At 61.5% G+C, this 12737-nt stretch carries 11 protein-coding genes and 3 tRNA genes; 8 read left to right on the top strand and 6 right to left on the bottom strand.

The annotated features are described in order from the left end of the window. Nucleotides 1-10: 10 nt before the first annotated feature. Nucleotides 11-940, bottom strand: coding sequence for a DNA/RNA non-specific endonuclease (locus tag AC07OP_RS30055; RefSeq protein ID WP_495103156.1), 930 nt, complete (start codon nucleotides 938-940; stop codon nucleotides 11-13). A 129-nt stretch (nucleotides 941-1069) separates the two neighbouring features. Between AC07OP_RS30055 and AC07OP_RS30050 the strand changes: the two genes are divergently transcribed. Further along, complete coding sequence (locus tag AC07OP_RS30050; RefSeq protein WP_027604052.1) at nucleotides 1070-2131, top strand: M4 family metallopeptidase; 1062 nt, start codon at nucleotides 1070-1072, stop codon at nucleotides 2129-2131. Between the two features lie 14 nt (nucleotides 2132-2145). Further along, nucleotides 2146-2451, top strand: coding sequence for a protealysin inhibitor emfourin (locus tag AC07OP_RS30045; RefSeq protein WP_115486901.1), 306 nt, complete (start codon nucleotides 2146-2148; stop codon nucleotides 2449-2451). Nucleotides 2452-2453: 2 nt separating this feature from the next. Here the strand turns inward: AC07OP_RS30045 and AC07OP_RS30040 are convergent, their stop codons facing one another. The 3 genes from AC07OP_RS30040 to AC07OP_RS30030 all read right to left on the bottom strand — a co-directional run bounded on the left by AC07OP_RS30040 (nucleotide 2454) and on the right by AC07OP_RS30030 (nucleotide 5741). Beyond that, nucleotides 2454-2810, bottom strand: a complete 357-nt coding sequence (locus AC07OP_RS30040) for a response regulator (RefSeq protein WP_027604054.1) — start codon at nucleotides 2808-2810, stop codon at nucleotides 2454-2456. A gap of 23 nt (nucleotides 2811-2833) precedes the next feature. Next, on the bottom strand, nucleotides 2834-4276 hold the full coding sequence (locus AC07OP_RS30035; RefSeq protein WP_145336320.1) for an ATPase domain-containing protein: 1443 nt from the start codon (nucleotides 4274-4276) through the stop codon (nucleotides 2834-2836). Between the two features lie 73 nt (nucleotides 4277-4349). Next, entirely contained in the window at nucleotides 4350-5741 is a 1392-nt protein-coding gene (locus tag AC07OP_RS30030) for an aldehyde dehydrogenase family protein (RefSeq protein WP_495103157.1), read from the bottom strand. 103 nt (nucleotides 5742-5844) lie between these two features. On the opposite strand from AC07OP_RS30030, the gene ptrR reads away from it, so the two are divergent. Then, the gene (gene ptrR / locus AC07OP_RS30025; RefSeq protein WP_098479026.1) at nucleotides 5845-6717 is read left to right on the top strand and encodes a putrescine utilization regulator PtrR; all 873 of its coding nucleotides are present in this window, start codon (nucleotides 5845-5847) and stop codon (nucleotides 6715-6717) included. Here the strand turns inward: ptrR and AC07OP_RS30020 are convergent. Both AC07OP_RS30020 and AC07OP_RS30015 read right to left on the bottom strand, forming a co-directional pair. After that, on the bottom strand, nucleotides 6714-6923 hold the full coding sequence (locus AC07OP_RS30020; protein ID WP_016970937.1) for a hypothetical protein: 210 nt from the start codon (nucleotides 6921-6923) through the stop codon (nucleotides 6714-6716). The two genes, ptrR and AC07OP_RS30020, sit on opposite strands and share 4 nt — an antisense overlap. A gap of 101 nt (nucleotides 6924-7024) precedes the next feature. Continuing rightward, the gene (locus AC07OP_RS30015; protein ID WP_027604058.1) at nucleotides 7025-8221 is read right to left on the bottom strand and encodes an amino acid aminotransferase; all 1197 of its coding nucleotides are present in this window, start codon (nucleotides 8219-8221) and stop codon (nucleotides 7025-7027) included. Nucleotides 8222-8564: 343 nt separating this feature from the next. Between AC07OP_RS30015 and uvrB the strand changes: the two genes are divergently transcribed. From uvrB to AC07OP_RS29990, 5 genes are all read left to right on the top strand, one after another. After that, complete coding sequence (gene uvrB / locus AC07OP_RS30010; protein ID WP_495103158.1) at nucleotides 8565-10580, top strand: excinuclease ABC subunit UvrB; 2016 nt, start codon at nucleotides 8565-8567, stop codon at nucleotides 10578-10580. 133 nt (nucleotides 10581-10713) lie between these two features. Next, nucleotides 10714-12195, top strand: a complete 1482-nt coding sequence (gene gltX, locus AC07OP_RS30005; protein ID WP_005789780.1) for a glutamate--tRNA ligase — start codon at nucleotides 10714-10716, stop codon at nucleotides 12193-12195. Between the two features lie 147 nt (nucleotides 12196-12342). Next, nucleotides 12343-12418, top strand: a tRNA-Ala gene (locus AC07OP_RS30000). Between the two features lie 78 nt (nucleotides 12419-12496). Further along, nucleotides 12497-12572: transfer RNA gene (locus AC07OP_RS29995), tRNA-Glu, on the top strand. Nucleotides 12573-12622: 50 nt separating this feature from the next. Further along, nucleotides 12623-12698, top strand: a tRNA-Ala gene (locus tag AC07OP_RS29990). Nucleotides 12699-12737 lie beyond the last annotated feature (39 nt).

Here is a 12737-nt window from a genome sequence, read left to right as displayed (position 1 = left end):
GGGGGCCCGGTCAGAGACGAATATCCTCGGGGCCGCGGATCAGCGCTTCAATTCGCGTGCCCGTGGCGCGCTCTTCGTTGCTGAAGCCGTCGTAGTCCGCCAGGTTGGCGAAGCGGATGCCGGTCAATTGTTCGATCTGGATCACGCTGCGCTGGTAGGTCCTGACCTGGCCGAACATCAGGTCGAGCTGACCCAGCTCGCGGCTTTGGTCGATCATATAGGCGCTGGCGGAGGGCTTGCCGTCATCGCTGAGGTAGGCCACCACTTTCCAGAACGCCTTGGGGATTCTGATGCCACGGTAAAGGCGGTCGTCGTCGGCGAACACCGGGCCGCTGAACACCGTTGCCCGGGCTTTCCAACGCTGCGTGTTATTGAGGATGTAGTCCTCCAGTTCCAGCCAGGTCTTCTGGTTGAACCCGCTCATCTGCGGCGAGCAGTTGGTGAAGTGGAAGGTGTCGAGGTTGGCGGTGTTTGCCGCGTCGCCCCAGTTGGGATCCTGGCGCCGTACCAGGTGGCCGCGATCCAGGCCATTGCTGGCATAGAGCTCTTCGCCCACCTGGGCGCTGATCGGCAGGCGCCCATCGTAGGCCCAGGTGTCGTTGCTGCGGACTATCTCCACATGCTGCCCGCCATCGATATTGACGCCCACGTAGAGCGCCAGTCGTCGGGAACGGGACATCGTCACCGAGAAATGCGTGTAGTCCAGGCGCAGCGGTTGGACGTCGTCCGCCAATGCCTCAGCGGCGGTGGGCCAGGGCACTGCGAAGCTGCTGAGAAAATCCTCGGCGTAGCCGCGTCGGTCCTGTAGGTCCTTGGCCGCGGTGACACGGGGCGTCGTCGCCCGGGCTTCCATCAGGGTGGGATTGGTCGCGATCAACGGGCGCAGATCGGCGAGTCGTGGGCGGTGCGCAAGATCGATTTTGGCTTTGCGGGCTGGCATGGGTAAGTCCTCCTTGGATAAACACGACTGCAACATAGATTGATGACAATTGATGACACGGGTTAACCCTGGGGGGCTATCCTCAAACGGTTACCGGAGCTACACCATATGCCAACAGGGAGCCAGCCAATGTGTGATCGCCACCACCGTAACCCGATTTTCTGCCTGATCCCGCCGTATATGCTCGACCAGATCGCGCGTCACGGTGATAAGGCCCAGCGCGACATCGCGCTGCGCACCCGCGCCAAGGACAGCACGTTCCGTTCGCTGCGCATGGTCGCAGTGCCCGCCAAAGGGCCGGCCCACATGGCCCTGGTCATGGGCGCCGGCAAACGGCGCTCGATCTACAGCGCCGAAGGCACCGACAGCCTGCCGGGCAAGCTGGTCCGCGGTGAAGGCCAGCCCGCCAGTGGCGACGCCGCCGTGGACGAAGCCTATGACGGCTTGGGTGCCACGTTCGATTTTTTCGAAGAGGTGTTCGACCGCAACTCCATCGACGATGCCGGCATGGCGCTGGATGCCACCGTGCACTTTGGCCAGAACTATAACAATGCGTTCTGGAACTCGACCCAGATGGTGTTTGGCGACGGCGATGGGCAGTTGTTCAACCGCTTCACGGTGGCCCTCGATGTGATTGGCCATGAATTGGCCCACGGCGTCACCGAGGACGAGGCCAAGCTGATGTATTTCAATCAGTCCGGCGCGCTGAACGAGTCGCTCTCGGACGTGTTCGGCTCACTGATCAAGCAGTATGCGTTGAAGCAAACCGCCGAAGACGCCGATTGGCTGATCGGCAAAGGGTTGTTCACCAAGAAGATCAAAGGCGTGGCCCTGCGTTCGATGAAGGCCCCCGGCACCGCGTTCGATGACAAGCTGCTGGGCAAGGACCCTCAGCCAGGGCATATGGATGATTTTGTCCAGACCTACGAGGACAATGGCGGGGTGCATATCAATTCCGGGATTCCCAACCATGCGTTCTATCAGGTGGCGACCCGGATTGGCGGGTTTGCCTGGGAGCGCGCAGGACGTATCTGGTATGACGCGCTGCGCGATGCGCGGTTGCGGCCGAACTCGGGGTTTTTACGTTTTGCGCGTATAACCTACGATATCGCCGGTCGTCTCTACGGCGCGAACAAGGATGAGCACAAGGCGGTCAAGGAGGGTTGGAAAGCGGTTGGCATTAACGTCTGACGTGAGGAACAGCCATGCAAATTTCGATCAAGGAAAACGGCGGGCCGGCGTTTTTTCCGGGTTTGACCCAGCCTCGTACGGTGGAGTTGAACACGTTGCCCGAGCCGGACCAGCAGGAGTTGCGGCAACTGATCGAGGCTTCAAACTTCTTTCAGTTGCCGCAGAGCACCACGCCAGAGCCCGGAAATCCGGGCCAGGTGCACTACACCCTGACCGTGAAGGAAGGCCAGCAGGAACATACGGTGTGCGTGCTCGCGCCGGTGAAGTCGCAGGCGCTGGATGGGCTGGTGCAGTGTGTGCGCCGGCATATCCGCAGTTGAGGTCACCCCAGCAGTTCCTTCACCTTGGTAATGAGCTTGTTGATGTCGAACGGCTTGTCCAGCACCGCATCGAACAGGTCCGAGCGCTGCATGCCGATATGGGCCTGCGCGCCGCTGATCAGGATAATCGGCAGGTGCTTGACGGCCGGCAGCGCGCGCACCGCTTCGGCGAACTCCTCACCGTCCATCACCGGCATCATGAAATCGGTGATGATCAGCGACGGCCGTTCTCGCTCCAGCACCTCCAGCGCCTTTTTCCCATTGCCAGCTGTGACGACCATGAACCCCTCATCTTCCAGTGCGTAGGCAAGGATATCGGCGATCAAGTACTCGTCATCGACGACCAGGATAGTGGCCATGTCAATTCAACCTACCCAAAGACTTAAAAAGCTGAACCAGGCAGCGCTGAATTGGATGCAACTGAGGGGGCATTTCTTGAGACCTTTCTTAAGTCAACGGCTTGGTCACGGATCACCACCTCCAATAATGAGGGGTCATAAAAGCTGTCTCTGACCTTAAGAATGGAAAGCGTCCTTCTAAGTTCAGACTGAATCTCGAAGAAACGCATAAGCATGAGGTTGTCGGCAATGCTCGACAGTTCAGACGCGGGGGAAGTGACCTCCGCGCCGAACAGATCATGCATCTCCCACGTGGCGAAGACCGTGACGCCCCTGGCGCGCAGTTCGTTCATCAGTGCGCTGTAGAAATCGGTGATCCGTGCCGGGTTGTTGGAGACGCGGGTCATGCCGCTCAAGCTGTCGATGAACAGGCGCTTGATGCCCTTTTCCTCGACCAGGCGCAGCAATCGCGCGCCAAGCCCGTCCAGCAGGCCTTCGGTGGTGGGCTGCCAGGCGATGGTCAGTGCGCCACTGTCTTCCATCTCCTGGATATCGATGCCCAGGGATTGGCCTTTGAGCCGCAGGCGCTGAGGGCTTTCGTAGAAACCGAAGTGCAGGCCGGGAGCGTCTACCGTCGATTCCGAGAGGAACTTGAGGCCCAGGGTGGTCTTGCCGATGCCCGACGGCCCCATGACCAGGGTCACGCTGGAACTGTGCAGCCCGCCGCCGAGGATGCCGTCCAACGAGCCGATACCGCTGGCGATGCGCGTCAGGTCGGCGCTGTCGGGCGCGGACGGCCGGCCATAGAGGCTTTCCAGGCGCGGATACACCACCAGGCCGTCGTCGTTGATTTCACACTCGTGCAGGCCGGTGAGCGCGCCGCTGCCGCGGGTCTTGCGCAACTGGATACGGCGCACGGAACGGGTGCCGAACAGTTCCTCGCCCATTTCGATCACGCCATCGACCATGGTGTGCTCGGGGCTGCCGTCATCCAGGCGTGAGCTGGTGAGGAACAACACCGTGCAACCGGCGAAGGCGGCATGCCCTTGCAGTTCGGAAATGAATTTTTTCGTGTCGATCGGCGAGTCAGCCTTTGAGCGCGCGTTCAACAAGCCGTCCACCACCATGACAGTGGCCCTCTGCCTGCTGATCTCACGCCTGAGCAGCTTGACCACTTCGTCGAGGCCTTCGTTTTCCAGGGTGTCGAAGGCGCTGACAAACTGGATTTCGGCGCCGACACGGGAGGCGTCAAAAAAGCTCAGGGTGGAGAGGAACTGGAAAAGGCGGTCGTGGGATTCCGCCAACAGCGTGGCAACCAGGACTCGGCCGCCATTGCGCGCGTGATGAAACCCCAGCTGGTTGGCAAGGATGGTTTTACCTGAGCCGGGGCGGCCCTGAATGATGTAGGACGCCCCAGACACCAGCCCTCCCTTGAGCAGAGCGTCCAGCCCTTCGATTCCGCTTTGAAGGCGATTTAGCTTTTCCACAGTGCGATCCTGACCCTAAAAACATGCTGTTAAGCCGAGTGGACAGAATGCTAACGCCATTTGTTCACTGCTGCTACTTGCGATCCAGCCATACGGTCTGCGCATTGCAGAATTCGCGTACGCCAAAATGCGACAACTCGCGCCCAAACCCGCTCTTCTTCACGCCGCCAAACGCCACCCGTGGGTCGGACACGCTGAAGGCATTGACGAAGATCCCGCCGGTTTCCAGCTGGTTGGCGATGTCGCGGGCCTTGGCCGGGTCGGTGGTGAAGATGCTGGCGGTGAGGCCGAACTCGCTGTCATTGGCCAGGGCCACGGCGTGGTCGACATCGCGGGCGGTGATGATCGAGGCCACGGGGCCAAACAGTTCCTGCTTGAACGAGGTCATCTGGTCGGTAACGTCGGCCAGTACGGTCGGCTCATAGTAGTTGGCGGCACCGGCGACTTTGTGGCCGCCCAGCAGCAGGGTGGCGCCTTCTTCCAGGGTGGCCTGGACCTGGCCGTGCAGCTCGTCGCGCAGGTCGAAGCGCGCCATCGGGCCGACGTAGGTGCTGGCCGAGGTCGGGTCGCCCATCACCAGCGCGCGGCTGGCTTCGACGAACTTGGCGGTGAAGGCGTCCACCACACCGGCTTCGATGATCAGGCGCTTGGCGGCGGCGCAGACCTGGCCGCTGTTCTGGAAGCGGCCGATGACGGCGGCCTGCACGGCGGCGTCGAGGTCGGCGTCGTTGAGCACGATGAACGGGTCGGAGCCGCCCAGTTCCAGCACGCACTTCTTCAGCGCGGCGCCGGCCTGGGAGCCGATGGCCATACCGGCGCGTACGCTGCCGGTGAGGGTGACGGCGGCGATGCGCGGGTCGGCGATGGCGGTGGATACGCCGTCCTGGGTCACGTTGATCACTTCGAACAGGCCTTCAGCGAAACCGGCTTTCTGCAACGCCGCTTTCATCAGGTACGCGCTGCCCATCACGTTCGGCGCGTGTTTGAGCACGTAGGTATTGCCGGCGAGCAGGGTCGGCACGGCGCCGCGCAGCACTTGCCATACCGGGAAGTTCCACGGCATCACGGCGAGGATCGGGCCCAGCGGGCGGTATTCGATCCGGGCGCTGCCGTTGTCCACCAGGGTGGGTTCCGGGGCCAACATGGCCGGGCCGTGGGCGGCATACCACTCGCTGAGCTGGGCGCATTTTTCGATTTCGGCGCGGGCCTGGGTGATGGGCTTGCCCATTTCCAGGGTGATCATCTGCGCCATTTCTTCGGCTTGATCGCGCAGTGCGCCGGCCAGGGCCAGCAGCAGTTCGGCACGCTGGCTGACCGGCTGGCGGCGCCAGGTGCGAAAGGCTGCGGTGGCACGGTCGAGGGCGGCGTCCAGTTGCGCGGCGTTTTCGTAGGGATAGCTGCCGACTGTTTCGCCGGTGGCGGGGTTGATCGACAGGGCGTGGGTCTGGTGGGAAATCGCGTTCATGGCACCGTCCGGCTGAAAGAGTGGAATGGGTTCAGCCTACGGGGCTGTATGTTTTCTGGAAACTGAATAATATTAAGCAATACATTCACGATTGGAGAATGACTTGGACCTGGTGCAGCTGGAAATCTTCAAGGCCGTTGCCGAGCAAGGCAGCATCAGCGCCGCCGCGCAGTTGATTCATCGGGTGCCGTCGAACCTGACCACGCGCATCAAGCAACTGGAGCAGGATTTGGGCGTGGAGTTGTTTATCCGCGAGAAGAGTCGTCTGCGCCTGTCGCCCGCCGGGTGGAATTTCCTCGGTTATGCGCGGCGTATTCTCGACCTGGTGCAGGAAGCCCGCGCGACGGTGGCGGGGGAGGAGCCCCAGGGCGCATTTGCCCTGGGCTCTCTGGAAAGCACGGCGGCGGTGCGCATCCCGGCACTGCTCGCGGCCTACAACCAGAAGCACACCAAGGTCGAGCTGGACCTGAGCACCGGGCCTTCAGGCACGATGATCGAGGGCGTATTGTCGGGACGGCTGGCGGCGGCGTTCGTCGATGGGCCGGTATTGCATGCCACCCTGGAAGGCGTGGCGGTGTTCGAGGAGGAGATGGTGGTGATTGCGCCGCTGCACCACGCGCCGATCACGCGAGGGCAGGATGTGAACGGGGAGAGCATCTACACCTTTCGCTCCAACTGTTCCTACCGGCACCATTTCGAGCGCTGGTTCGCACAGGACGGCGCGGTGCCGGGGAGGATCTTCGAGATGGAGTCCTACCACGGCATGCTCGCCTGTGTCAGCGCCGGGGCCGGCCTGGCGCTGATGCCACGCAGCATGCTGGAAAGCATGCCGGGGTTTACCACGGTGAGCGTGTGGCCGCTGACGGACAGTTTCCGCACTCTGCATACCTGGCTGATCTGGCGCCGTGGCACGGTGTCGCAGAGTTTGAACAGTTTTGTGAAGTTGCTGGAGGAGCAGGGTGTGGCGTCGGCCTAGCCGCCGAACTGGAAGGTGCCCATGGCCAGCTTGGCCATGATCGCCGTCGCGCCCAATTGCACCAGCCACAACGCCAAACCGCCCAGGAACACCCCCAGCGCCACTTGCAGTACCAGGCTTTTCTGGCGCTTGGCTTGGGGCGCGCGCGGGGTGTAGTCGTGCAGTTCGTCGCGGTCGGCGCGCAGGTCCAGGTCGTCGTTTCTCATAGGGCTCTCGCAGCAAAGGGGCAATCAGGGTTCAGTCTAGTGGGTTCGCCAATAAAAAGGGGGAAGCCGTCGGCTTCCCCCTTCGTATGACGCCGTCAGGCTTATAGAACCTGAACAATCGCCTTTGTTACCGCAGCAATGTTCGACTGGTTCAACGCCGCCACGCAGATACGCCCGGTATCCAGCGCGTAGATACCAAACTCGCTGCGCAGGCGGGTGACTTGCTCAACGGTCAGGCCGGAGTAGGAGAACATCCCGCGTTGGCGACCGACGAAGCTGAAGTCGTGGCCCGGAGCAGCCTTGGCCAGCTCGGCAACCATCTGCTCACGCATGCCACGGATGCGCAGGCGCATCTCGGCCAGTTCGGCTTCCCACTGGGCGCGCAGCTCAGGGTTGTTGAGCACCGCGGCAACAATCGCTGCGCCGTGGGTTGGCGGGTTGGAGTAGTTGGTACGGATCACGCGCTTGACCTGGGACAGGATGCGCGCGCTTTCTTCCTTGGAGTCGCCGACGATGGACAGCGCGCCCACACGCTCGCCGTACAGGGAGAACGACTTGGAGAACGAGCTGGAGACAAAGAAGGTCAGGCCCGATTCGGCGAACAGGCGCACGGCGGCGGCGTCTTCGTGGATACCGTCGCCAAAGCCCTGGTAGGCCATGTCGAGAAACGGCACCAGGTTCCGGGCCTTGACCACGTCCAGCACGTTCTGCCAGTCGGCCGGGCTCAGGTCGACGCCGGTCGGGTTATGGCAGCAGGCGTGCAGCACCACGATGGACTGGGGCGGCAGGGCGTTGAGGTCTTCGAGCAGGCCGGCACGGTTCACGTCGTGGGTGGCGGCGTCGTAGTAGCGGTAGTTCTGCACCGGGAAGCCGGCGGTTTCGAACAGGGCGCGGTGGTTTTCCCAGCTCGGGTCGCTGATGGCAACGACGGCGCCTGGCAGCAATTGCTTGAGGAAGTCTGCACCCAGCTTCAGGGCGCCGGTGCCGCCTACCGCTTGTACGGTGGTGACGCGGCCAGCGTTCAGCAGTGGCGATTCAGCGCCGAACAGCAGGGTCTGCACGGCCTTGTCGTAGGCTGCGATGCCGTCGATCGGCAAGTAGCCACGGGCGGCGTGTTGCGCCACGCGAATGGCTTCCGCTTCGGCAACGGCACGCAAGAGTGGAATCTTCCCCTCCTCGTTGCAGTAAACGCCCACGCCAAGGTTGACCTTGGTGGTTCGTGTATCGGCGTTGAATGCTTCGTTGAGGCCCAGGATTGGATCGCGTGGTGCCATTTCGACAGCGGAGAACAGGCTCATTTTTGCGGCAGCTCTATGGGAGAAGGGAGGGACGTGTCGCGCTCCAGCCGAATGCACTAGAGCGGTGCACAAACGGGGAGCTAGTATAGAGGCCATCACCGCTGAGGGCGACAACCGAAACGGCTTTTCGGCCAAGTTTTTCGGTTTATTTGCCGACCGTTAGTCTTATTGCCACATGGGTCAACGACGGCAGGCGGGACGATTGCCTTGAAACCCGTCACATTCGCCACCACTTCTACAGCTATCATGGTTTTTTCCTACGACCCGCTCTTAAACTTCGCGGGTTGTGGTCTTTTTCGTCCCCGACGGGTTTACAGTCTGGGGTGACTTCAAGAGGTACGTTATGTCGGATTTCCAACTAGTCACCCGCTTTGAACCTGCCGGCGACCAGCCCGAGGCCATTCGCCAGATGGTCGAAGGCATCGAGGCCGGCCTGGCGCACCAGACGCTGCTCGGGGTGACCGGTTCGGGCAAGACCTTCAGCATCGCCAACGTGATTGCGCAGATCAACCGCCCCACGCTGGTGCTGGCCCCGAACAAGACCCTGGCCGCGCAGTTGTACGGCGAGTTCAAGGCGTTCTTCCCGAACAACGCGGTGGAATACTTCGTTTCCTACTACGACTACTACCAGCCCGAAGCGTATGTACCGTCCTCCGATACCTTTATCGAGAAGGATGCGTCGATCAACGACCATATCGAGCAGATGCGGCTGTCGGCGACCAAGGCGTTGCTGGAGCGCAAGGACGCGATCATCGTCACCACGGTGTCGTGCATCTATGGTCTGGGCAGCCCGGAAACCTATTTGAAGATGGTGTTGCACGTCGACCGTGGCGACAAGCTCGACCAGCGCGAGCTGCTGCGCCGCCTGACCAGCCTGCAGTACACCCGCAACGACATGGATTTTGCCCGCGCCACTTTCCGCGTGCGTGGCGATGTGATCGACATCTACCCGGCCGAATCCGACCTGGAGGCGATTCGCATCGAGCTGTTTGACGATGAGGTCGAGAGCCTGTCTGCCTTCGACCCGTTGACCGGCGAGGTGATCCGCAAGCTGCCGCGCTTCACCTTCTATCCGAAAAGCCACTACGTGACCCCGCGCGAAACCCTGATGGGCGCCATCGAGGGCATCAAGGTCGAGCTGGCCGAGCGCCTGGAGTACCTGCGCGCCAACAACAAGTTGGTGGAAGCCCAGCGTTTGGAGCAGCGCACGCGCTTTGACCTGGAGATGATCCTCGAGCTGGGCTACTGCAACGGCATCGAAAACTACTCGCGCTACCTCTCGGGCCGTGACTCCGGCGCACCGCCGCCGACCCTCTACGATTACTTGCCCGACGACGCGCTGCTAGTGATCGACGAGTCCCACGTCAGCGTGCCGCAAGTGGGCGCCATGTATAAGGGCGACCGCTCGCGCAAGGAAACCCTGGTGGAGTACGGCTTCCGCCTGCCGTCGGCACTGGATAACCGGCCGATGCGCTTCGACGAGTGGGAAGCCATCAGCCCGCAGACCATCTTTGTCTCCGCTACGCCGGGCAACTATGAGGCCGAGCATGCCGGCCGTGTGATCGAGCAACTGGTGCGTCCCACCGGCCTGGTCGACCCGGAAATCGAAATCCGCCCGGCGCTGACCCAGGTCGACGACTTGCTCTCGGAAATCACCAAGCGCGTGGCGCTGGAGGAACGGGTGCTGGTCACCACGCTGACCAAGCGCATGTCCGAAGACTTGACCGACTACCTCGCCGACCACGGCGTGCGCGTGCGTTACCTGCACTCGGACATCGACACCGTGGAGCGCGTGGAAATCATCCGCGACCTGCGCCTGGGCACCTTTGACGTGCTGGTGGGCATCAACCTGCTGCGCGAAGGCCTGGACATGCCGGAAGTGTCGCTGGTGGCGATCCTCGATGCGGACAAGGAGGGCTTCCTGCGTTCCGAGCGCTCGCTGATCCAGACCATCGGTCGCGCGGCGCGTAACCTCAATGGCCGGGCGATTCTCTACGCGGACCGCATCACCGGTTCCATGGAGCGGGCGATTGGCGAGACGCAACGCCGTCGCGACAAGCAAATAGCCTTCAACCTGGAAAACGGCATTACGCCCAAGGGCGTGTTCAAGGACGTTGCCGACATCATGGAAGGCGCCACCGTGCCGGGCTCGCGCAGCAAGAAGCGCAAGGGCATGGCCAAGGCCGCCGAGGAAAGCGCCAAGTACGAAAACGAACTGCGCTCGCCGAGTGAGATCACCAAGCGGATTCGCCAGTTGGAAGAGAAAATGTACGAGTTGGCGCGGGACCTGGAGTTCGAGGCCGCGGCGCAGACCCGCGATGAAATTGGCAAGTTGCGCGAGCGACTGCTGGCGGTTTGATGGGTGGTGACTTGACCGGCCTCATCGGGGGCTTGCCCTCGATGGCTGCGCCTCGGTTTTCCAGAAATCACCCAGGCTGTTACCATTCGCCCCTTGTTTCAATTTCAGTTATATCGCCCATTCGAGACCTGCCATGACCACCGTCCGCACGCGCATCGCGCCATCGCCTACTGGGGATCCCCACGTCGGCACTGCCTACATCGCCTTGTTCAACTACTGCTTTGCCAAGCAGCACGGCGGTGAATTCATCCTGCGGATCGAAGACACCGACCAACTGCGCTCCACCCGCGAGTCGGAACAGCAGATTTTCGATGCCCTGCGCTGGTTGGGCATTACCTGGGCCGAAGGCCCGGACGTTGGCGGCCCGCACGGTCCGTATCGCCAGAGCGAGCGCAGCGACATCTACAAGCAGTACACCCAGCAACTGGTGGATATGGGCCATGCGTTCCCATGCTTCTGCACCGCTGAAGAACTCGACCAGATGCGCGCCGAGCAACAGGCCCGTGGCGAAACCCCGCGCTACGATGGCCGCGCATTGCTGCTGTCGAAAGAGGAAGTGGCTGCCCGCCTGGCCGCCGGTGAACCTCACGTTATCCGCATGAAGGTGCCGAGCGAAGGCGTGTGCGTGGTGCCGGACATGCTGCGCGGTGACGTCGAGATCCCGTGGGACCGCATGGACATGCAGGTGCTGATGAAGACCGACGGCCTGCCGACGTACTTCCTGGCCAACGTGGTCGATGACCACCTGATGGGCATCACCCACGTATTGCGCGGTGAAGAATGGCTGCCGTCGGCGCCGAAGCTGATCCTGCTTTACGAGTACTTCGGTTGGGAACAGCCGCAGCTGTGCTACATGCCGCTGCTGCGTAACCCGGACAAGAGCAAGCTGTCCAAGCGCAAGAACCCGACCTCGGTGACGTTCTACGAGCGCATGGGCTTCATGCCTGAAGCGATGCTCAACTACCTGGGGCGCATGGGCTGGTCGATGCCGGACGAGCGCGAGAAGTTCTCCCTGCAGGAAATGGTCGATAACTTCGACCTGTCCCGTGTGTCCCTGGGCGGGCCGATCTTCGATATCGAGAAACTCTCGTGGCTCAATGGCCAGTGGCTGCGTGATCTGCCGGTGGAAGAGTTCGCCAGCCGCGTGCAGCAATGGGCGTTGAACCCGGAATACATGATGAAGATCGCGCCGCTGGTGCAGGGCAGGGTGGAGACGTTCAGCCAGGTCGCACCGTTGGCCAGCTTCTTCTTTGCCGGTGGCGTTAACCCGGATGCCAAGTTGTTCGAATCCAAGAAGCTCTCGGGCGATCAGGTTCGCCAGCTCATGCAACTGATCCTGTGGAAGCTGGAAAGCCTGCGCCAGTGGGAGAAGGACGCGATCACTGCGACGATCCAGGCGGTGGTGGAATCCCTGGAGTTGAAATTGCGCGATGCCATGCCGCTGATGTTTGCCGCGATCACTGGGCAGGCCAGTTCGGTGTCGGTGCTGGATGCGATGGAAATTCTCGGCCCGGACCTGACCCGTTTCCGCCTGCGCCAAGCCCTTGATTTGCTTGGTGGTGTATCGAAGAAAGAAAACAAAGAGTGGGAAAAGCTGTTGGGCGCTATCGCTTAAGCAGTCCGTTGCAGCGACGAAACCCAGGTTTTCCGGGGTTTCGTCGGTAAGTGATTGTTATCCCGGCAAAAAATTTTGGAAAATGTTGAAAATAAATTTGACACCTTTCCAAACCGCCATTAAGATTCGCCCCGTCCTCACCGATGAGGGGCTATAGCTCAGCTGGGAGAGCGCTTGCATGGCATGCAAGAGGTCAACGGTTCGATCCCGTTTAGCTCCACCAATTTACAGGTTCAAGGTCTGGCCACACCGTCCTTGAATCGATCAGCTCTCAGCGCTGGTCAGCTGTACAGAAGGTTTTGTCCCCTTCGTCTAGTGGCCTAGGACACCGCCCTTTCACGGCGGTAACAGGGGTTCGAGTCCCCTAGGGGACGCCAGTTTCAACAAGCAGTTCGAAAGGTCTGCTGCGCCGCGAGGCGAAAAATCCGGGGCTATAGCTCAGCTGGGAGAGCGCTTGCATGGCATGCAAGAGGTCAACGGTTCGATCCCGTTTAGCTCCACCAATTTACAGGTTCAAGGTCTGGCCACACCGTCCTTGAATC

Source organism: Pseudomonas sp. GW821-FHT09D08, from assembly GCF_059416305.1.
This window is presented reverse-complemented; position numbering and strand designations above follow the sequence as displayed.

Coding starts and splice junctions, on each gene's coding strand:
- AC07OP_RS30045 (WP_115486901.1), top strand. CDS start 2,146: ATGCAAATTTCGATCAAGGAAAACGGCGGGCCGGCGTTTTTTCCGGGT.
- AC07OP_RS30050 (WP_027604052.1), top strand. CDS start 1,070: ATGTGTGATCGCCACCACCGTAACCCGATTTTCTGCCTGATCCCGCCG.
- AC07OP_RS30055 (WP_495103156.1), bottom strand. CDS start 940: ATGCCAGCCCGCAAAGCCAAAATCGATCTTGCGCACCGCCCACGACTC.
- AC07OP_RS30040 (WP_027604054.1), bottom strand. CDS start 2,810: ATGGCCACTATCCTGGTCGTCGATGACGAGTACTTGATCGCCGATATC.
- AC07OP_RS30015 (WP_027604058.1), bottom strand. CDS start 8,221: ATGAGCCTGTTCTCCGCTGTCGAAATGGCACCACGCGATCCAATCCTG.
- gltX (WP_005789780.1), top strand. CDS start 10,714: ATGACCACCGTCCGCACGCGCATCGCGCCATCGCCTACTGGGGATCCC.
- uvrB (WP_495103158.1), top strand. CDS start 8,565: ATGTCGGATTTCCAACTAGTCACCCGCTTTGAACCTGCCGGCGACCAG.
- AC07OP_RS30020 (WP_016970937.1), bottom strand. CDS start 6,923: ATGAGAAACGACGACCTGGACCTGCGCGCCGACCGCGACGAACTGCAC.
- AC07OP_RS30030 (WP_495103157.1), bottom strand. CDS start 5,741: ATGAACGCGATTTCCCACCAGACCCACGCCCTGTCGATCAACCCCGCC.